At 74.1% G+C, this 17,427-nt stretch carries 22 protein-coding genes and 1 pseudogene; 15 read left to right on the top strand and 8 right to left on the bottom strand.

Translation table 11 applies throughout. From position 1 onward, the window contains the following. The first annotated feature begins 15 nt into the window (after positions 1 to 15). On the top strand, positions 16 to 903 hold the full coding sequence (locus FSW04_RS18815) for a peptidoglycan-binding domain-containing protein (protein ID WP_146921782.1): 888 nt from the start codon (positions 16 to 18) through the stop codon (positions 901 to 903). A gap of 334 nt (positions 904 to 1,237) precedes the next feature. Further along, positions 1,238 to 2,884 carry an AMP-binding protein gene (locus FSW04_RS18810; RefSeq protein WP_146921781.1) on the top strand — a complete coding sequence of 549 codons (1,647 nt, stop codon included), beginning with the start codon at positions 1,238 to 1,240 and terminating at the stop codon, positions 2,882 to 2,884. A gap of 21 nt (positions 2,885 to 2,905) precedes the next feature. Here the strand turns inward: FSW04_RS18810 and FSW04_RS18805 are convergent, their stop codons facing one another. Next, entirely contained in the window at positions 2,906 to 3,379 is a 474-nt protein-coding gene (locus FSW04_RS18805; protein WP_228431314.1) for a pyridoxamine 5'-phosphate oxidase family protein, read from the bottom strand. Positions 3,380 to 3,381: 2 nt separating this feature from the next. Then, positions 3,382 to 3,504, bottom strand: a complete 123-nt coding sequence (locus FSW04_RS27950; protein ID WP_267128252.1) for a hypothetical protein — start codon at positions 3,502 to 3,504, stop codon at positions 3,382 to 3,384. Positions 3,505 to 3,532: 28 nt separating this feature from the next. On the opposite strand from FSW04_RS27950, the gene FSW04_RS18800 reads away from it, so the two are divergent. Beyond that, positions 3,533 to 3,853, top strand: a complete 321-nt coding sequence (locus FSW04_RS18800) for a cupin domain-containing protein (RefSeq protein WP_146921779.1) — start codon at positions 3,533 to 3,535, stop codon at positions 3,851 to 3,853. Here the strand turns inward: FSW04_RS18800 and FSW04_RS18795 are convergent. Continuing rightward, positions 3,850 to 4,341: a hypothetical protein gene (locus FSW04_RS18795; RefSeq protein ID WP_146921778.1), complete on the bottom strand. Its 492-nt coding sequence runs from the start codon at positions 4,339 to 4,341 to the stop codon at positions 3,850 to 3,852. The two genes, FSW04_RS18800 and FSW04_RS18795, sit on opposite strands and share 4 nt — an antisense overlap. Then, positions 4,338 to 4,757, bottom strand: a complete 420-nt coding sequence (locus tag FSW04_RS18790; protein WP_146921777.1) for a hypothetical protein — start codon at positions 4,755 to 4,757, stop codon at positions 4,338 to 4,340. Before FSW04_RS18790 ends, FSW04_RS18795 begins: the two co-directional genes overlap by 4 nt. 20 nt (positions 4,758 to 4,777) lie before the next feature. On the opposite strand from FSW04_RS18790, the gene FSW04_RS18785 reads away from it, so the two are divergent. Next, positions 4,778 to 5,386 (top strand): TetR/AcrR family transcriptional regulator, encoded by a 609-nt coding sequence (locus FSW04_RS18785; protein ID WP_146921776.1) that lies wholly within the window; start codon positions 4,778 to 4,780, stop codon positions 5,384 to 5,386. A gap of 67 nt (positions 5,387 to 5,453) precedes the next feature. Here the strand turns inward: FSW04_RS18785 and FSW04_RS18780 are convergent, their stop codons facing one another. Continuing rightward, positions 5,454 to 6,107: an MOSC domain-containing protein gene (locus FSW04_RS18780; RefSeq protein WP_146921775.1), complete on the bottom strand. Its 654-nt coding sequence runs from the start codon at positions 6,105 to 6,107 to the stop codon at positions 5,454 to 5,456. 34 nt (positions 6,108 to 6,141) lie between these two features. On the opposite strand from FSW04_RS18780, the gene FSW04_RS18775 reads away from it, so the two are divergent. Genes FSW04_RS18775 through FSW04_RS18765 form a run of 3 tightly spaced genes read left to right on the top strand, consistent with a single transcriptional unit; the run spans position 6,142 to position 8,259 of the window. Next, the gene (locus FSW04_RS18775) at positions 6,142 to 7,395 is read left to right on the top strand and encodes a YlbE family protein (protein ID WP_187368910.1); all 1,254 of its coding nucleotides are present in this window, start codon (positions 6,142 to 6,144) and stop codon (positions 7,393 to 7,395) included. Between the two features lie 32 nt (positions 7,396 to 7,427). Further along, positions 7,428 to 7,844, top strand: a complete 417-nt coding sequence (locus FSW04_RS18770) for a GFA family protein (protein ID WP_146921773.1) — start codon at positions 7,428 to 7,430, stop codon at positions 7,842 to 7,844. Positions 7,845 to 7,857: 13 nt separating this feature from the next. Beyond that, a complete protein-coding gene (locus tag FSW04_RS18765; RefSeq protein ID WP_146921772.1) occupies positions 7,858 to 8,259 on the top strand; it encodes a YccF domain-containing protein in 402 nt (133 codons plus the stop codon). A 108-nt stretch (positions 8,260 to 8,367) separates the two neighbouring features. On the opposite strand, the gene FSW04_RS18760 is transcribed toward FSW04_RS18765, so the two are convergent. Continuing rightward, positions 8,368 to 9,234: a polyphosphate kinase 2 family protein gene (locus tag FSW04_RS18760; RefSeq protein ID WP_146921771.1), complete on the bottom strand. Its 867-nt coding sequence runs from the start codon at positions 9,232 to 9,234 to the stop codon at positions 8,368 to 8,370. Positions 9,235 to 9,274: 40 nt separating this feature from the next. On the opposite strand from FSW04_RS18760, the gene FSW04_RS18755 reads away from it, so the two are divergent. Next, positions 9,275 to 9,709, top strand: a complete 435-nt coding sequence (locus tag FSW04_RS18755) for a helix-turn-helix domain-containing protein (RefSeq protein ID WP_146921770.1) — start codon at positions 9,275 to 9,277, stop codon at positions 9,707 to 9,709. A 40-nt stretch (positions 9,710 to 9,749) separates the two neighbouring features. Next, the gene (locus tag FSW04_RS18750; protein ID WP_146921769.1) at positions 9,750 to 10,178 is read left to right on the top strand and encodes a VOC family protein; all 429 of its coding nucleotides are present in this window, start codon (positions 9,750 to 9,752) and stop codon (positions 10,176 to 10,178) included. A gap of 25 nt (positions 10,179 to 10,203) precedes the next feature. Here FSW04_RS18750 and FSW04_RS18745 read toward each other — a convergent pair whose 3' ends face one another. Further along, positions 10,204 to 10,560 carry an STAS domain-containing protein gene (locus FSW04_RS18745; protein ID WP_146921768.1) on the bottom strand — a complete coding sequence of 119 codons (357 nt, stop codon included), beginning with the start codon at positions 10,558 to 10,560 and terminating at the stop codon, positions 10,204 to 10,206. A 123-nt stretch (positions 10,561 to 10,683) separates the two neighbouring features. On the opposite strand from FSW04_RS18745, the gene FSW04_RS18740 reads away from it, so the two are divergent. The 6 genes and pseudogenes from FSW04_RS18740 (at position 10,684) to FSW04_RS18715 (ending at position 16,669) form a co-directional block, all read left to right on the top strand. Continuing rightward, complete coding sequence (locus tag FSW04_RS18740; RefSeq protein ID WP_187368909.1) at positions 10,684 to 11,550, top strand: glutamate formiminotransferase; 867 nt, start codon at positions 10,684 to 10,686, stop codon at positions 11,548 to 11,550. Positions 11,551 to 11,553: 3 nt separating this feature from the next. Next, a complete protein-coding gene (locus FSW04_RS18735) occupies positions 11,554 to 11,904 on the top strand; it encodes a hypothetical protein (protein WP_146921766.1) in 351 nt (116 codons plus the stop codon). 3 nt (positions 11,905 to 11,907) lie between these two features. After that, positions 11,908 to 12,555, top strand: a complete 648-nt coding sequence (locus FSW04_RS18730; RefSeq protein WP_146921765.1) for an MBL fold metallo-hydrolase — start codon at positions 11,908 to 11,910, stop codon at positions 12,553 to 12,555. Then, positions 12,552 to 13,798 (top strand): annotated as a pseudogene (gene hisS, locus FSW04_RS18725) (histidine--tRNA ligase). Before FSW04_RS18730 ends, hisS begins: the two are co-directional and overlap by 4 nt. Further along, entirely contained in the window at positions 13,795 to 15,585 is a 1,791-nt protein-coding gene (gene aspS, locus FSW04_RS18720; protein WP_146921764.1) for an aspartate--tRNA ligase, read from the top strand. Before hisS ends, aspS begins: the two are co-directional and overlap by 4 nt. A gap of 115 nt (positions 15,586 to 15,700) precedes the next feature. Beyond that, entirely contained in the window at positions 15,701 to 16,669 is a 969-nt protein-coding gene (locus tag FSW04_RS18715; protein WP_146915331.1) for an IS481 family transposase, read from the top strand. Positions 16,670 to 16,687: 18 nt separating this feature from the next. Here FSW04_RS18715 and FSW04_RS18710 read toward each other — a convergent pair whose 3' ends face one another. Continuing rightward, positions 16,688 to 17,419, bottom strand: coding sequence for a hypothetical protein (locus FSW04_RS18710; RefSeq protein WP_146921763.1), 732 nt, complete (start codon positions 17,417 to 17,419; stop codon positions 16,688 to 16,690). Between the last annotated feature and the right edge of the window lie 8 nt (positions 17,420 to 17,427).

Raw genomic sequence — 17,427 nt, 5'->3', positions numbered from 1 at the left:
TACGTTCGTCCCGAGATGCGCGCGCGGCAGCCCGACCGGGCCCGGACACCGCCGTCGCCGGGCCCGGCGGCACCGGCGGCGGGCCATCGCGTCCTCGCGCTGCAGCGCGTGGCCGGCAACCGCGCGACCGCGGGCGTCATCCGGCTCGCACGCCAGGTCGCCGGCGACCCCGAGCCCGTGCAGGAGACCGAGAGCCGTCCGGTCGCGCAGGCGCTGCGCGCCCGGGGCGCCGCCTTCGGGGAGTCGGGCCCGCGGGTCCTGCGCCTCCAGGTCCTGCTCAACGCCCGGCTCGGCGACCGGGTCCTCAACAGCGACGGGGTCTACGGGCCCAGGACCGAGGAGCAGGTCGCGGCCTTCCAGGCCTCGACGCGCCGCTTCGCGCCGGCGCCCGGCCCCAACCCGCTCCCGCCGCCGCTGCCCCCGTTCCCCGGCCCCGGGCCGGCACCCGACCCCGACCCACCCGAGCTCGAGGCGACCGGCGTGGCCGACCCCGCGACCGTCGCGGCGCTCGAGCAGGCGGTGCGGGCGGGCGACGGCCTGGAGGTCACCGACCTCGAGGTCATCAAGGAGGCCTACCGCCTCGTCCGCGACCAGCGCCACGCGCTGCGCCTCGGGCTGCTGTCGGCCGTCGCCAACGCGGCGCGCATGATGGAGGCCGACGGGCTGTCGGACCGGTTCCGCGGCACCGAGATCGACTACTGGGAGGCGGGGGCCGAGCACGCCAACGGGCACTTCGCCACCGCACGCGGCCTGTACGAGTCGATCCTCGCCGACGAGGACGAGGGCGGCTGGGACGGGTTGCACGACAACTGCCGGCTCCAGCTCGGGATGCTGGAGTCCGGCCTGCGCGCGACGCGCGAGTTCAACGACGACCCGAACCTCAAGGAGGCGGGGGAGGAGTAGGTGGCGCGGGGCGCGGCCGCCGGCTGCCCGAGGGCCTGCAGGGCGCGGGCGGTATCGGTGTGCTCGGTGAACGACGCCGCCACGACGATTCGTGTGCACAGTGCGGAGTGTTTCTCGCGCGGGGGGTTGACGCGGCCGCCCGGGCGGGCGTACGTTGGTCGCAAGACGCGGAACCGAGTCCTGGAGAGCGAGGCCATGGGGTTGCGAGGCCCGCCGCTCCGAAGCTCGTCCGGCGCGCTCTGCTTGCGGAGGGCGAAGACGAGCGGAGAGCACCCCAAGGGGCTCGGGGCCGCGTCTCAAATGTTCCCCCTGAGGTCGGTCAGGAGGACGGAGGATGGCCACAGCGACACCCGCCTACGCCCACGGGGCATCGCCGGTGCCGCTCTTGGGCGACACGGTGGGCGACAACCTCGCCCGCACCGCGGCGCGCCACCCCGACCGCCTCGCGCTCGTCTCCCGGGCCCAGGGCCTGCGCCTGACCTACGCGGCGTTCGACGCCGAGGTCGACCGCGTCGCCAGGGCCCTCATGGCCTGCGGGATGCAGGCCGGCGACCGCCTGGGGATCTGGAGCCCCAACCGCGCCGAGTGGGCGGTGCTGCAGTACGCGGCCGCCCGAGCCGGGGTGATCCTGGTCAACATCAACCCGGCCTACCGGTCCCACGAGCTCGAGTACGTCCTGCGCCAGTCAGGCTGCCGGATGCTCGTGGCCGCCGAGCGCTTCAAGGACAGCGACTACGTCGCGATGGCGCAGGCCGCACGGCCTGTCCTGGAAGGCCTGGAGCACGTCGTCCACCTCGGGACTCCTTCGTGGGAGGAGCTGCTGGCCGGCGCCGAGGCGACCGACCCCGAGGCGCTGCGGGCCCGCTCGGCCGGGCTCGACGCCGGCGATCCGATCAACATCCAGTACACCAGCGGGACCACGGGCTTTCCCAAGGGCGCGATGCTCTCGCACCACAACATCCTCAACAACGGCTACTTCGTCGGCGAGGGCTGCCGGCTGACCGAGCGCGACGTGATCTGCGTGCCCGTGCCGTACTACCACTGCTTCGGCATGGTCATGGGCAACCTGGCGGCGACCACCCACGGCGCGTGCGTCGTGCTCCCGGGCGAGGGGTTCGAGCCGGGGGCGGTGCTGGAGGCCGTGCAGTCCGAGCGGTGCACGGCGCTGTACGGCGTGCCGACGATGTTCATCTCAGAGCTCGAGCACCCCGGCTTCGACGGCTTCGACCTGTCGTCGCTGCGCACGGGGATCATGGCGGGCTCGCCGTGCCCCATCGAGGTGATGCGCAAGGTCATCGACCGCATGGGCATGGGGGAGGTGACCATCGCCTACGGGATGACCGAGACGTCGCCGGTCTCGACCCAGACGCTGGCCGAGGACGACCTGGAGCATCGCGTCGCGACCGTGGGCCGCGTGCATCCGCACGTCGAGATCCGCGTGGCCGATCCGGACACCGGCCGGACGCTGGCGCGGGGGCAGACCGGCGAGTTCCAGACCCGCGGCTACAGCGTGATGCTCGGCTACTGGGAGGACCCGCAGCGCACCGCGCAGGCCATCGACGCCGCGCGCTGGATGCACACCGGCGACCAGGCCGTCATGGACGAGGACGGCTACATCCGGATCGTCGGGCGGATCAAGGACATGATCATCCGGGGAGGGGAGAACGTCTACCCGCGGGAGATCGAGGAGTTCCTCCACACCCACCCCGACATCGCCGACGCCCAGGTCGTCGGCGTTCCCGACGAGCGCTTCGGCGAGGAGGCCATGGCCTGGGTCGTGCGCCGCGAGGGCAGCGGCCTCTCCGAGGAGGACGTCCGCGCGTTCTGCCGCGGGCGGCTCGCGCACTACAAGGTGCCGCGCTACGTGCGCTTCTGCATCGACTACCCGATGACCGTGACCGGCAAGGTGCAGAAGAACAAGCTGCGCGAGCTGGCCGCCCAGGGCCTGGCCGAGCCGCGCACCGCGCCGGAGGCGGAGTGATCGCGCGGTGTCCGCGGCGCCTCAGTCCTTGGTGTAGTCCCAGGTCAGCCAGTCCGACGGCGTGAGGGTCACGATCGTGCGGCCCTCGGCCATGATCGGCTCGACGTAGGCGCCCGCCTCGGGCCCCAGGTAGCGCACCAGGATCTTCTCCGTGACGCTGCGGATCAGGTCCTCGTCGGTGGAGAGCTCGGCCAGGCCGAAGCAGACGACGGAGCGCGCGCCGGCCTCCAGGCCCTCGGTCAGCCGCGGGTCCTCGTCGACGCACAGCGTGGCGTGCGGGTCCGCGCGCAGGTTGCGCAGGTGCCGGCGGCCGGCGCCGAGCGTGTGGTGGAAGCGGCCGTCCTCCCACAGGTACCAGATCGGGGTCACGTGCCACCAGCCGTCGCCCCGGTTCGTGCCGAGCCGGCCGTCCTGGCGCACGGCCAGGAAGTCGTCGATCTCCTGCGCGTCGAGCGCGTTCTCCTTCGTCGCGGTCGACTTGCTCTTCGGGTTCACGCTCAAGTTGGTGTCCTCGTGTCCGGGTGCCCGGCACGAGCATAGTCCGACTTCACCGCCTCGCGCACGTCGGCCAGGATCTCGTCCGAGAGCGCGGGGTCGTCGAGGGCGCGCGGCACGAGCACCGAGTCCTCGAGGGCGTAGTCTGGACCGATGGAACATTGGGATCTCCAGACCGTCGAGCTCGACGACCGCCGGCCGCGGATCCTGCACTCGGCCCGCGGCGAGGCGCGCTCGATCCTCATCGGGCTGGCCGCCGGCGAGGCCATGCAGGACCACCAGGTCCACGAGCGGGCCTACGTGGTGGTGATCGCGGGCGAGGTCGACCTCGCCGGGACGACCGGGGGACCGGGCCTGGCCGCGGTGTTCGAGCCCAACGAGCGCCACGCGGTCAAGGCCGTCACCGACGCCCGGCTGCTGCTCGTCCTGGCCCCGTGGCCCGGCGACGGGCACCCGGGCACGCGCGACGCCTAGGCCGCCGCGTCGCGCTCGGCCAGCGCCCGGAGCGTGAGGAGCTGGCGGCGCATCATGATGAGGTCGCCGGCCACGAGCGGGGCGGCGGCCCACCGCGGCAGTGCGAGCGCGACCCGGACGGCCAGCCGCGTCCCGGCCGCCTGAGGCCGCGTGGCGTAGGTCACGGCGGTGGCGTGGCCGCTGCGCAGCGTGAGGTGCTCGCCGGGCGCGAAGCACGCGAGCCGGAACAGCGTCATGAACCGCTGGCCGGCGCGGAGGTCGTCCAGGCCCAGCGTCAGCTCGGCCGGGCTGCGGCGGCCGCGGTTGTCGAGCCAGTCGTAGGAGTACGGCGCCGCGCGCAGCTGGCACAGCCACCGGAACACGAGCCCGACGGGGGCGGCGACCGAGATCGCGCGGTCGGCGCGCACGGCGCCGGCGGGGACCAGCGCGTCGCACGGGTGGCGTGCGGCGACCTCCTCGACGGTGGCGCCCCAGCGGTCGCCGATCATGCGTGGCGCGCGACCTGCCGCACGAGACGGCGGGTGATGACGCGGTGCGCGCCGGAGTCGATGACCGCGGCCCGGTAGAGGCGGCCGAGGACGCCGGGGAACGCCGCGCGCGTCTCGGCCGCCACGGTGCCGTCGTGCAGGGCGAACGTCAGGCTGTAGCGCGAGAAGCGATGCCGCCCGCGCAGCTCGAGGCGGTGCCCGGGGTCGGCGTGCGCGACGCGGAAGCCCGGCAGCGTCTGCCCGGGCCGCCCGTCGAACTCGGGTGACGCGCGCGCAGGATCGCAGCCCAGCGCGCGGGCCACGGCGCCGGCGCCGCCCATCTGCCCGCGCAGGGTCGCCAGCAGGGCCGACCAGGCCTGCTCGGGCGTCGCCGCGACGGAGGCGACGTTCGTGTCGATGTACGGCAGGTCGCTCATATGGAATGATCGTTCCAGATATGGCGCCGCCTCGCAAACACCGGACCGACGACATCCTGGACGCCGCCCGCGACATCGTCCTGGCCGACGGGCCGCGGGCGGCCTCGGTCGCCGTGATCTCGCGGGCCAGCGGCGCGCCCGTCGGCACGCTGTACCACCGCTTCGGCAGCCGCGACGGCCTCGTCGCCGCCGCGTGGCTGCGCGCGCTGGAGCGCTTCCAGGCCGAGGTCCTGGCCGCCGATGCGGCCCACCGGGACCACCCGGTGGCGGCGGGCGCGGCCATGGCCGGCGCGATGGTCGCGTTCGCCGGCCGCCATCCCGGCGACGCGCGCCTGCTGCTGGCCGTGCGCCGCGGCGACCTGCTCGACGCGGCGCCCGAGGGCTTCCGCGAGCGCCTCGACGCGATCAACGCCCCGCTGGAGACCGCGGTGGCCCGCGTCGCCCGCGCGCTGCACGGCCGCGCCGGCGCGCGCGCGGTGGAGTCCGTCACCCGTGCGGTGGTCGACCTCCCCGGCGCCGCGCTGCGCCGCCACCTCGTCGCCGATGGCCGCTCGCTGCCGCCGTGGCTGGCCGGCGACGTGATCGCGGCCGCGAAGCTGCTGCTCGGCGCCGCCTCGTCAGCGCGATAGCGCCCGCAGCACGCCGACGGCGGGCGCGCGCTCGGGCACGGTCGACGTCGTGGGGCGGGTCGCGGACCTAGCGCCCCCGGCCCATCGCGCGCTCGAGCATCCAGGCGCGCAGCTCGCCGGGGAGCTCGGGCGCGGCCGCCGCGGCGTCCAGCAGCTCGGGCTCGCCGAGGATCGCGCGGGACACGAGCGCGCTCGTGACGCCGTGGGGCGGGCGCGAGAGCACCTGCACCGCGTCGCCGGCGCCGATGTCGCCCTCCCGCACCACGCGCAGATAGGCGCCGGGCCGCGCGGCCTGCGCGAAGCGCTTGAGGAAGCGCGGATCGCCCATTCGCAGGCCGAGCTTGAAGCAGGGCAGGCGCGGCTGGGCCACCTCGAGCAGCGTGCTGCCCACGGCCCAGCGCTCGCCGATCACCGCCTCGGAGACCGGCACCCCGGCCACCGTGAGGTTCTCGCCGAACGCCCCGGGGCCCAGGGACCGGCCGAGCTCGGCCTCCCACCAGGCCGTGTCCGCGGCGTCATAGGCGTAGACCGCCTTGTCGGGTCCGCCGTGCACGGTGCGGTCGGCCTGGTCGTCGCCGTCCAGGTTGACGCCGCGCAGCGCCACCCGCCCGTCGACGGGGTGCTTCCAGATCGCCGTCCACACCGTGTGGTCACCGGCCTGCACCTCGCGCGGCTCGCCGACGTTGACGGCCTCGACGGTTCCGGCGTCCCTGGTGGCCATGGGTGGAGCTTCGCATCCCCGCGATACTCCCGGTATGCCCTCCGACACCCCCGCGTCCCCCAACGACGTCGCCGCCGCGCGCCTGCTGTCGGCACGGCCCCGCCTCGTCGCCGTCCGCCCCGCCGGCGAGGTCGTGCCCGGCCTGGAGCCCGGCCTCATCCTGCACGCGGCGCCGCCCCAGGCGTGGGAGGACATGTCCGAGCTGCTGCGCGGCGGGATGATCGGCGCCGCGCTGAACGAGGGGCTGGCGGCCACGCCGGAGGAGGCCGCGAGCGCCGCGGCCGCCGGGTCGATCCGCTTCGCCGCCGCCCAGGACCACGCGTCGATGGCCGGCGGGGTGGGGTCGATCACCGCGTCGACCCCGGTCGTGGTCGTCGAGGACGCCGCGACGGGCGCACGCGCCTTCCACCCGGTGATGGAGGGCCTCGAGGGCAAGGCGCTCGTGCTGGGCATGTACGAGCCCGACGTGCTGACGCGCCTGCGGTGGATGGCCGAGGAGCTGGCCCCCGCGCTGGACCGGGCCCTGCAGATCGTCGGCGGGATCGACGCCCACGCGCTGATGGCCGAGGGTCTGCGTCGCGGCGACGAGCTGCACAACCGCAACGCCGCGACCTCGTCGCTGCTGGCCGAGCTCCTGGCCCCGGGCCTGGCGCAGGCCGGCCTGACCCCCGCGGCCGCCGACCGCGTGTTCTCGTTCATCGCCACCAACCCCCAGTTCTTCGTCGCCGTCTCGCTCGCCGCATGCCGGCTGGCCTGCGACGCGGCCGACGGCGTCCCGGGCTCCAGCCTGGTGACCGCCTGTGGCGCCAACGGCACGGAGGCGGGCGTGCGCATCTCCGGCGTGCCGGGCCGCTGGTTCACCGCGCCCGCCGAGGTGCCCGAGGGCGTGCTCTTCGACGGCTTCACCGCCGCCGACGCCGGCCGCGGCTGCGGCGACTCCCTGCTCATCGAGTGCTACGGCCTCGGCGCGACGGTGCTCGCCGCGGCGCCGGCGCTGTGGCCGGTCGTGGGCGTCGGCGAGGCGCGCGCCCGCGAGCTGTTCGCCGGCGCGCGGCAGACGGCGCTGGGCGAGCACGCCGACTACCGCGTGCCGCTCCTGGACGACGCCCCGGCGCCCGCGGGCGTCGACGCCCGCCGCGTGCTGGAGACGGGCCGCCGGCCGATCATCGACATCGTGATGGTCCACCGGGAGCTTGGGCGGGGAGCGGTGGGCTTCGGGCTGACCTCGCCGCCGGCCGCGTGCTTCGAGCAGGCCGTCGCCGCGCTGGACGCGACCGCCCCCGATTGACCGCCGGCCACGGGCGAGGCTAGGGTCGGGCCATGACGACCACGGCCGTGCTGACGGGCGCCTGCGGGTGCGGCGCCGTGACCTTCGAGCTCAGCGAGCCGCTCGGCGACGCCATGTACTGCCACTGCACCCGCTGCCAGCGGCGCAGCGGCGGGAGCACGGGCGCCGCGGCCTGGGCACAGCCCGGGTCCTTCCGGATCACCTCCGGCGAGCAGGAGCTGCGGCGGTGGGCGCCGCCCGGCGGCATGGTCAAGGTCTTCTGCGGGATCTGCGGCTCCGGCCTGTGGGCCGAGATGGCCGACGACCCGGCCAAGGTCGCGATCCGGCTGGGCGCGGTCGACGGCGACCCGGGTGTCCGGCCCTCGGCGCGCATCTTCGCCGCCGACGCGGCGCCGTGGGAGCCGATCCCCGACGACGGGCTGCCGCGCTACGACGGCTTCCCGGGCTGACTCGCGCGGCCCGATGCGGCTGCTGCTCAACCTGGTCTGGCTCGTCCTGGCCGGCGTGTGGATGGCCCTGGCCTACGCGCTGGCGGCGCTGATCTGCTTCGTCCTGATCATCACGATCCCGTTCGGCGTGGCCGCGCTGCGGATAGCGCTCTTCGCGCTGTGGCCCTTCGGCCGGACCGTCGTCCGGCGCCCGGACGCGGGCCTGGCCTCGGGCATCGGCAACGTCCTGTGGCTCGTGCTCTGCGGCTGGTGGCTGGCCCTCGGGCACCTGGTCACCGGCATCGCCCTGTGCCTGACGATCATCGGGATCCCACTGGGCCTGGCCAACTTCAAGTTGATCCCCGTGTCCCTGCTGCCGCTGGGCCGCGAGATCGTCGACGTCGACCGCGCCGGCCCCGGCGCGGTGTCGTTCTGACGCGCACGTCGTCCGCGCGCTGCGAGGTAGCACGCGCCGTGGTTCGTGGTCCCGCCGGCGAGCTGCCCGAGGCGGGCGTCGATCCCGCGCAGGCGGGGGCCTGACGCCTCAGCCCTCCACGCGCAGCTCGGCGACGGCCTTCTCCATCGCCGCCTCCTCCTCGGCGGTGGGCTCGGGGAAGTGCGGGTCCATCGCCGACAGGTGCTCGACGATGATCGACGCGACGGCCGTGCGCAGGAACCACTTGTGGTCGGCGGGGACGACGTACCACGGCGCGCCCTCGGTGCTCGTGGCGCGCAGCGCCCGTTCGTAGGCGTCCTGGTAGGCGTCCCAGTGGACACGCTCGGCGACGTCGCCGGCGGAGAACTTCCAGTTCTTGCGCTCCTCCTCGGCCCGGGACAGGAAGCGACGGCGCTGCTCCTCGCGGGAGATGTGCAGGAAGAACTTGATGACCTGCGTTCCGTTGCGTGCCAGGTGGCGCTCCCACCCGCGGATGTCCTGGTAGCGCTGCTCCCAGAACCGCTCGTGGCCGGCCTGCGCCGGGTCGATGCCCTGCCCGGCGAGGTACTCCGGGTGCACCCGGACGACGAGCACCTCCTCGTAGTGCGAGCGGTTGAACACGCCGATGTCGCCGCGGTCGGGCAGCGCGAGCTGCGTGCGCCAGAGGAAGTCGTGGGCCAGCTCGAGGTGGCTCGGCTGCTTGAACGAGGTCACGCTGACCCCCTGGGCGTTGAGCCCGGACATGACGTGGGCGATCGTCCCGTCCTTGCCCGCGGCGTCCATGGCCTGCAGGACGATGAGCAGCGAGCGGGTGCCCTCGGCGTACAGGCGCTCCTGCAGCTCGGCCAGGCGCTCGAGGTCGCGGGCGCGCCGCCTGCGGCCGTCCTTCTTGGCCATGCCCGCGGTGTCGGCGGGATCGCGTTCGGCCAGGCGGAAGCCCTTCTCCGGCACGCGGAGGCGCTGTTCGAGGTCCATCGGGCCAACCTATCCCGTGCGCCGGGGATACTGGAGGGGCATGGCGTTCGTCCCTCCCGCCCGACACCTGCTGCGCGCCAAGGACCTTGCCGACGCCCGCTACGCCGAGCCGCTGGGCGTCGAGGACCTCGCCCGCGCCGCCGGCCTCTCGCGGGCGCACTTCAGCCGGGCGTTCCGCGCCGCGTTCGGCGAGCCGCCCCACGTCTACCTGCTGACCCGGCGCCTGGAGCGCGCCGCCGCGCTGCTGCGCACGACCGACCACGCCGTCGCCGACATCTGCTTCTCGGTCGGCCTCAAGAGCCTGGGCTCGTTCACGACGAGCTTCACCCGCACCTACGGCATGCCGCCCGCGGCCTACCGCGCGGCGTTCCCGCCGGCCGCCGACCGCGCGCTGGTCCCGACGTGCGTGCTGCGCGCCTACGGGCGCCCGCAACGCCGCACGTTTGGAGAAGACAGCTCTCGCGCGCCCGTCTAGCGTGGCCCCCACACCATCACCGACGACACGGGAGGACCCGATGATCACCATCGCCAACGCGCAGCTCTGGGTGCACGACCAGGACGAGGCGCTCGCGTTCTACACCGAGAAGGTCGGCCTGGAGGTCCGCGCCGACGTCACGCTGCCCGAGATGGGCGGCTTCCGCTGGCTGACGGTCGGCCCGGCCGGTCAGCCCGACATGGCGATCGTCCTCATGCCGGTCCCCGGACCGCCGTTGATGGACGACGACTCCGCGGGCCAGGTCCGCGCGCTCATGGCCAAGGGCTATGCCGGCACGATCTTCCTGGCCACCGACGACTGCTGGGCGTCCTACGAGGAGCTCACGGGGCGCGGCGTCGAGTTCGTCGAGACGCCCGAGGAGCGCCCCTACGGCATCGACTCCGGCTTCCGCGACCCCTCGGGCAACCACCTGCGCCTCACCCAGGTCCGCGACCTGGCGACCCTCTGACCCCGCGCCGTGCCGGCCCGGCGGCCTAGCCGGCGCCGGCCGTCGCGACGGCCAGGTCCTCCGGCGCGCTGACGTACTCGAAGTGCTCGGTGAGCGCGGCGAGCTGCAGGAACCGCTGGACGGCCCGCGACCCGCGCACCAGGACCATCCGGCGGCCCGTCCGGCGCGCCCGTCGGCGGGCGGCCAGGATCCGCGACATGCCCGCGGAGTCCACGGCGTCCAGGCCGCGGAGGTCCAGCACGAGCAGGGACGACGCGTCCCGCTCGGCGTGGCGCAGCTCGTCGTCGAACCGGTAGGCGTAGGCGAGGTCCAGCGATCCCCGCAGCCGAAGGCGGACGGCACCCTTCCCGATCTGCTGGACCGTCAGCTCGAAGCCGGACATCGGAGTCCATCCCCCCTCTTGACGATTGCGGCGTGGTTACCCCGCGCGGTCGTGGCGAAACGCGACCGGACCGATCGGAGCGGTGATCACCGCGGCGGCCCGCCGGTAGCCTGCCCCGTCGCCGTGCTCATCGCCGTGCCGAACGTCTCCGAGGGCCGCGACCCCGCCGTCGTGGCGGCCATCGGCGTGGCCTACGGCGCGGCGGGCGCGGCGGTCCTCGACACCCACGCCGACCCCGACCACCACCGGGCGGTCCACACCCTCGCCGCGCCGCCGCGCGTCCTGGCCGACGCGCTGGTCGCGGGCGCGCGGGAGGCCGTCGCGCGGATCGATCTGCGCACCGCCCGCGGCGTGCACCCGCACGTCGGGGCGCTGGACGTCGCGCCGGTGGTCCACCTCGACGACGCCCGCCGCGGCGCCGCGGCGGCCGAGGCGCTCGTCGTCGCCGAGCGGCTGGGGGACGAGGTGGGGCTGCCCGTCTTCCTCTACGGCGTCCTGGCCGGCGGCCGCACGCGCGCGTTCCTCCGCCGCGGCGGGCGCGACGCCCTGGCCCGGCGGATCGCCGGCGGCGAGCTGGCCCCGGACTTCGGGCCCGCGCGCCTGCACCCGACCGCGGGGGCGGTGCTCGTCGCCGCGCGGGCCCCGCTCGTGGCCTTCAACGTCGAGCTCGCCCCGCCGGCCGGCGTGGCGCAGGCGCGGGCCATCGCCGCGGCGATCCGCGAGGGCGGGGCCGAGGGCCTGCCCGGCGTCCGCGCGCTGGGTCTCGAGCTCACCGCCAGGGGCGCGATCGCCCAGGTCTCGACCAACGTGGAGGACCACCGCGCGGTCCCGCTGGCCGCGGTCGTGGCCGCTGTGGCGCGCCACGCCACGGTGGCGGGCTGCGAGCTCGTGGGGCTCGCGCCCGCAGCGGCCTTCGCCGCCTTCCCCGGCGACGTGCCGGTCCGCGGCCGCCGGACGGTTGAGGAGGCCCTGGAAGCACTATCGTCCTGAGCCATGGCCCAGACGAAGCGCAAGCGGCGGACGAAGCACCGCGGCAACGCCGCCGGCATGGTCGAGTCCCGCGGCCGGACGGGGCGCGCGCCCACCGCGTCCGAGCGCGCCAAGACCAACAAGGCGCTGAGGTCCGACCGCCTGGACCGGCCGCCGTCGTGGCGCTCGGCGGCCAACCGCGCCGGGATCGCCTCCGTGCTGTTCATCGTCGTCGTCGCCGTGCTGCAGAAGAACATCGTCATGGCCCTGGCGATCGGCCTGCTCATGTTCGCGATGTACGTGCCCCTGGGGTATTACACCGACGCCTACATCTACAAGCGCCGCCAGGCCAAGAAGGCCCAGGGGAAGTTGTAGGGCATGGACGTCCGGATGTTCACGGTGGGGCCGGTGCAGGAGAACAGCTACCTGCTGCGCCGCGAGGGCGCGACGGAGGCGCTGCTCGTCGACCCCGGCGACGAGGCCCCGAGGCTGCTCGGCACCATCGACGCGCTTGGCGTGGACCTCAAGGCCATCCTGCTGACCCACTGCCACTTCGACCACATCGGCGCGGTAGCGCCGGTCGCGCGCGCCACCGGCGCGCCGGTCTACTGCCCGCGGGGCGAGGTCGGGATCCTGCAGGACATCATGGCCTACGTGCCCTGGCCGGGCTTCGGGCCGTTCGAGTCCTGGGACCCCGAGCACACCGTCTCGGGCGGCGAGACGCTCCACCTCGCCGGGCTGGAGATCGAGGTCGTCTCCACGCCGGGCCACAGCCCCGACCACGTGACCTACGCGCTGGCGGGCGAGGCGCCGCCCCTGCTCTTCAGCGGCGACGTCCTGTTCCAGTCCTCGGTGGGGCGCACCGACCTGCCCGGCGCCGACCACGCGACGCTGATGGCCTCCATCGCCGTCCTGCTGGACCGCTTCGACGACGAGACCGTCGTGCACCCGGGCCACATGGGCCTGACGACGCTGGGCCGGGAGCGGGCGAGCAACCCCTTCCTCAGCGAGCTCACCGGATCTTGAGCGAGCGCCCGCAGGCTCCCCGGGGCACGTACGACGTGCTCCCCGAGCAGGACGCCGCGCGCCGCGCGGTCGAGGCGGCCGCCCGCCGCGTGCTCGGCGGCGCCGGCTACCACCGCGTCGAGACCCCGGTCTTCGAGCACACCGATCTCTTCGCCCGCGGCGTCGGCGTGTCGACCGACATCGTCCAGAAGGAGATGTACACCTTCGACGACGCCGGCGGGCGCTCGGTGACGCTGCGTCCCGAGGGCACCGCGCCGGTCATGCGCGCCTACGTCGAGCACGGGATGCACAAGGCCCCCAGCCCGTCAAGCTCTGGTACCTGGGGCCGTTCTTCCGCCAGGAGAAGCCGCAAGCTGGGCGCTTCCGGCAGTTCTGGCAGGTCGGGGCCGAGGCGATCGGCTCCGCGGACCCGTCGGTCGACGCCGAGCTCATCGCGCTGCTGCACACGCTGATCTTCGAGCTCGGCGTGGAGGGTGTGCGCCTGCGGCTCGGGTCGCTCGGCACGCCTGAGACGCGCGCGGCCTACCGCGAGCGTCTCGCCGCGCACCTGCGCGCCCACGCCGACCGCCTGAGCGACGACGTCCGTGCGCGGATCGACCTCAACCCGCTGCGGGCCTTCGACTCCGACCATCCCGGCACGCGGGAGGTCATGGCCTCCGCGCCGCTGCTGCTCGACGAGCTGGCCCCCGAGGACGCCGAGCACTTCGCCGAGGTCCGCGCTCGCCTGGACGCCGTCGGCATCGACTACGTCATCGACCCGACCCTCGTGCGCGGCCTGGACTACTACACGCGCACGGTGTTCGAGTTCACCTCCGACGCGCTCGGCGCCCAGTCGGGCGTCGGGGGCGGCGGGCGCTACGACGGCCTGGCCGCCCAACTCGGGCTGCCCCCGGCGCCCGGGTCGGGCTGGGCCGCGGGGATCGAGCGCCTGCTGCTGGCCGGCGAGCGCCTGCCCGGGGCCGGCGGCGACGCGCTGGTCTGCGACCTCTACGTCGCCGGGACCGGCGTCGACGCCTTCGTCCTGGCCCAGCAGGCCCGAAGTGCCGGGCTGGAGGTCCAGCTCGAGCTCGGGGGCCGCTCGCGCAAGGGCCAGCTCAAGCAGGCCGACCGGTCGGGTGCCGCCCACGTAGCCATCCTCGGGGAGGAAGGGACCATCTTGAAGGACATGGAGAGCGGCGAGCAGCAGGAGCTGGCGACCGAGGCGGTCGTCGCGGCGGTGCTGAAGGGTCGGCACCTCTCGTGAGGCGCGCTCCGCGCCCGAACGGCTTCCGCGACACGTGGGCGGGCGACCTGCGCGACGGCGACGCCGGCCGCGAGGTCCGCGTCGCGGGCTGGGTGCACCGGCGCCGCGACCACGGCGGCCTGATCTTCATCGACGTGCGCGACCGCAGCGGGATCGTGCAGCTCGTGTTCCACCCCGACCTCAGCGGCGAGGCGTTCGCGGCCGCTGAGCGCCTGCGCTCCGAGCACGTCGTCAGCGTCGCCGGCACGGTCGTGCGGCGCGAGGAGCAGAACCGCAACCCGAACATCGCCACGGGCGACATCGAGGTCTCGGTCACCTCGATGCGCACGCTCGCGGAGTCCGGCACGCCGCCGTTCCCCGTCGACGAGGACGTCGAGGTCGACGAGACCCTGCGCCTGCAGCACCGCGCGGTCGACCTGCGCCGCGAGGTCATGCTCCGCACGCTCGAGCTGCGCCACGCGATCGTCAAGACGATGCGCGACGTCCTGGACGAGCGCGACTTCCTGGAGATCGAGACGCCGATCCTCACCCGCTCAACGCCCGAGGGCGCGCGCGACTTCCTCGTGCCCTCCCGCCTGCAGCCCGGCGCCTGGTACGCGCTGCCCCAGTCGCCCCAGCTCTTCAAGCAGCTGCTGATGATCGCGGGCTACGAGCGCTACTTCCAGATCGCGCGCTGCTTCCGCGACGAGGACCTGCGCGGCTTCCGCCAGCCCGAGTTCACCCAGCTCGACCTCGAGATGTCCTTCGTGGAGGAGGAGGACGTCATCGAGGTCATGGAGACCGTCATGACCGCGGTCTTCAGCCTGGTGGACGGCTTCGACGTCCCCCCGACACCGTGGCCGCGGATGACCTACGCCGAGGCCATGCTGCGCTACGGCTCCGACAAGCCCGACACGCGCTTCGGGCTGGAGATCCACGACGTCGGCGGGCTGCTGCGCGGGTCGGAGTTCAAGGTCTTCGAGGGCGTGTTGGGGGGCGGCGGCGTGATCCGCGCGCTCAACGCCGGGCGGCGCGAGCTGTCGCGCTCCGAGCTCGAGGGCCTCAACGACGTCGTGCGCATCCACGGCGCCAAGGCCGTGGCCCCGATCGTCGCCGGCTCCGGCGACCAGCCCTGGACGGGCAACCTCGCGAAGTTCTTCACGACGGAGCAGATGTGCGCGGTCAATGCCGAGCTCGAGGCGGCCGAGGGCGACCTGCTGCTGTTCGTCGCCGATCAGGAGTCCACGGCGGCGGCATCGCTGGGGGGGCTGCGCCTGGAGCTCGGCGAGCGCTTCGGCCTGATCCCCGACGGGCGCCATGACGTCCTGTGGATCATCGAGTACCCGATGTTCGAGCCCACCGACGACGGCTGGGCGGCGATCCACCACCCGTTCACCGCGCCCACCGGCACGGACTTCTCCGACCCCGGCGCCCTGGGCTCGCGCGGCTACGACCTCGTGCTCGACGGGGTGGAGATCGGCGGCGGCTCCATCCGCATCCACGAGCAGGCTGTGCAGGAGCAGGTCTTCTCCGTGCTGGGCATGGGGGAGGACGAGGCGCGCCGGCGGTTCGGCTTCCTGCTCGACGCGCTCAAGCAGGGTGCTCCGCCGCACGGCGGCATCGCGATGGGCATCGACCGCATCGTGGCGATCCTCGCCGGCCGCGAGTCGATCCGTGACGTCATCGCGTTCCCCAAGACGGCCAGCGGCGGCGACCCGCTCACGGGCGCACCGGCCCCGGTCGACCAGCGCCAGCTGCGCGAGCTGTACGTCGCCTCGACGGCTCCGCCGCCGGCGTCCGGCGCCTAGGTGACGTGCCTCGGGACGTTCCGAACGTCTGAGGGCTGAAGTTGAGGCATCCGGGCTGAGACAGAGGCTGTGGGTCTTCTCAAGGATCCAACGGCCTCGGAGGTCATCAGCCCGGATGCAGTGCAAGCGTAGGTGGCTGCCCAGCTGGCAGCGTGTCGAGCTGGTTGATTGGTGTCTTGGCGAGGGACTTCCTCGACGCCAGGCAGCGGCCCGTCGGCGGGTGAGCGTGTCGACGGTGCAGTACTGGATCGACCGGTACCGCAACGCCTCAGACGCCGAGCGAGCGTCGGGCGCGTGGGCGCAGGATCGACCCTCGACGCCGCATCGCCAGCCGACGCGGTCCAGCGACGAGCTGCACGACCGTGTCTGCCAGGCGCGGACGCGGACGGGCTGGGGGCCGCGCCTGATCGCCTCCGAGCTCGGCATCGCGCACGCGACGGTCTCGCGCTGTCTGAAGCGGCGCGGCATGTCGCGCCAGCCGCCGGCGCCCCGAGAGGCGGTGCAGCGCTTTGAGTGGCCGTGCCCTGGGGCGTTGATCCAAAACGACGTCAAGCGTTTCGCGCGGTTCTCCTCACCCGGCCATGCCGTCACCGGCAACCGTCACCGCACGGGCGCCGAGAAGCGCCAGCGTGTCGGCTACGAGTTCGCCCACAGCGCGATCGACGACCACAGCCGCCTGGCCTACACCGAGCTGCACCGCGACGAGAAGGCCGCCACCGTCATCGGCTTCACCGAGCGGGCGATCGCGTTCTTCGCTGCGCACGGCATCATCATCGAGCGCTGGCAGACCGACAACGCCTGGACCTACACCCACAACAAGGCGCTGGCCGCCCTGTTTGACAGCCACGGCATCCGGCATCGCACGATCGCGCCCCGCACGCCGCGCCACAACGGCAAGGTCGAGCGCTACCAGCAGACCCTCAAACGCGAATGGGGCCTGGGACAGCGCTACCGCTCAAGCGACGCCAGAGCCGCAGCGCTGCCACACTGGCTGCACCACTACAACAACGAGCGGAACCACAGCTCGCTCGGCAACCGGCCGCCCATCACCCGCGTTCGGAACGACCTGAGGCAGAACACCTAGGCGCGGGGCCGGACGGGGCTACTTCTTGCGGGCGCCGTCGGCGCGGCGCGCGTCGCCGACGGCCTGGGCGACCACGGCGGCGTCGACGTAGCCGGTGAGCACGGTCGCCTTGTGGTCCTTGCCGATGACGAGGATCGTCGGCGCCGTGGAGACCTGGACGCCGCTCGTGATCGCCTCGTAGTCGGCGACCTTGGCGATCGGGGCGTAGGCGGAGACGACGCCCTTGTCGCGCAGGGCGAGCTGGTGGACGGCCTTGCGGGCCGCGAGGTCGTCGGCGCCGTCGGAGTGGAAGAGCAGGACGACGATCTTGCCCTTGGCCAGGTAGGCCAGCAGGGCGGTCGACGGGTCGACCGGGGTGGCGGCCTTCGTCGTGGCCTTCGTCGTGGTGGCCTTGGCCTTGGCCTTCGCGCTCGCGGCCGAGGAGGTCGCCGGCTTGGCGGCCGTGGCCTTGGTGACGGAGGCCTTGGGCTTGGCGGTCGCGGCGCCCTTGGCCCCGGTCGCCGAGGACGTCGACGGGGTGGTGACGCTGGCCGAGCCGCCGGTGGCGGCCTGGATGCGGCCGTTGGTCGCATCCGAGGTGGCGGCGGCGCCCTTGGCCTGGTCGACCGCGCGGGTCAGGCCGGCCACGCCGGGGGCGGTGGGCTGCGCGGCGGGCGCGGCGGCGGCCGACGGGCCGGACGCGGGCTTGGGCCGCAGCACCGCGAACCACATGCCGGCGAGCAGCACGACGGCCACGAGGGCGATCTGCATGGGGCGAC

The organism is Baekduia soli (assembly GCF_007970665.1).
GTDB classification, from domain to species: domain Bacteria; phylum Actinomycetota; class Thermoleophilia; order Solirubrobacterales; family Solirubrobacteraceae; genus Baekduia; species Baekduia soli.
This window is presented reverse-complemented; position numbering and strand designations above follow the sequence as displayed.

Excerpts from the sequence above, each read along its gene's own strand:
- FSW04_RS18775 (WP_187368910.1), top strand. The coding sequence starts at position 6,142 with ATGCCCTCCGACACCCCCGCGTCCCCCAACGACGTCGCCGCCGCGCGC.
- FSW04_RS18785 (WP_146921776.1), top strand. The coding sequence starts at position 4,778 with ATGGCGCCGCCTCGCAAACACCGGACCGACGACATCCTGGACGCCGCC.
- FSW04_RS18750 (WP_146921769.1), top strand. The coding sequence starts at position 9,750 with ATGATCACCATCGCCAACGCGCAGCTCTGGGTGCACGACCAGGACGAG.
- FSW04_RS18790 (WP_146921777.1), bottom strand. The coding sequence starts at position 4,757 with ATGAGCGACCTGCCGTACATCGACACGAACGTCGCCTCCGTCGCGGCG.
- FSW04_RS18815 (WP_146921782.1), top strand. The coding sequence starts at position 16 with ATGCGCGCGCGGCAGCCCGACCGGGCCCGGACACCGCCGTCGCCGGGC.
- FSW04_RS18745 (WP_146921768.1), bottom strand. The coding sequence starts at position 10,560 with ATGTCCGGCTTCGAGCTGACGGTCCAGCAGATCGGGAAGGGTGCCGTC.
- FSW04_RS18730 (WP_146921765.1), top strand. The coding sequence starts at position 11,908 with ATGGACGTCCGGATGTTCACGGTGGGGCCGGTGCAGGAGAACAGCTAC.
- FSW04_RS18735 (WP_146921766.1), top strand. The coding sequence starts at position 11,554 with ATGGCCCAGACGAAGCGCAAGCGGCGGACGAAGCACCGCGGCAACGCC.
- FSW04_RS18770 (WP_146921773.1), top strand. The coding sequence starts at position 7,428 with ATGACGACCACGGCCGTGCTGACGGGCGCCTGCGGGTGCGGCGCCGTG.
- FSW04_RS18810 (WP_146921781.1), top strand. The coding sequence starts at position 1,238 with ATGGCCACAGCGACACCCGCCTACGCCCACGGGGCATCGCCGGTGCCG.
- FSW04_RS18780 (WP_146921775.1), bottom strand. The coding sequence starts at position 6,107 with ATGGCCACCAGGGACGCCGGAACCGTCGAGGCCGTCAACGTCGGCGAG.
- FSW04_RS18715 (WP_146915331.1), top strand. The coding sequence starts at position 15,701 with ATGCAGTGCAAGCGTAGGTGGCTGCCCAGCTGGCAGCGTGTCGAGCTG.
- FSW04_RS18760 (WP_146921771.1), bottom strand. The coding sequence starts at position 9,234 with ATGGACCTCGAACAGCGCCTCCGCGTGCCGGAGAAGGGCTTCCGCCTG.
- FSW04_RS18765 (WP_146921772.1), top strand. The coding sequence starts at position 7,858 with ATGCGGCTGCTGCTCAACCTGGTCTGGCTCGTCCTGGCCGGCGTGTGG.
- FSW04_RS18710 (WP_146921763.1), bottom strand. The coding sequence starts at position 17,419 with ATGCAGATCGCCCTCGTGGCCGTCGTGCTGCTCGCCGGCATGTGGTTC.
- FSW04_RS18755 (WP_146921770.1), top strand. The coding sequence starts at position 9,275 with ATGGCGTTCGTCCCTCCCGCCCGACACCTGCTGCGCGCCAAGGACCTT.
- FSW04_RS18795 (WP_146921778.1), bottom strand. The coding sequence starts at position 4,341 with ATGATCGGCGACCGCTGGGGCGCCACCGTCGAGGAGGTCGCCGCACGC.
- FSW04_RS18800 (WP_146921779.1), top strand. The coding sequence starts at position 3,533 with ATGGAACATTGGGATCTCCAGACCGTCGAGCTCGACGACCGCCGGCCG.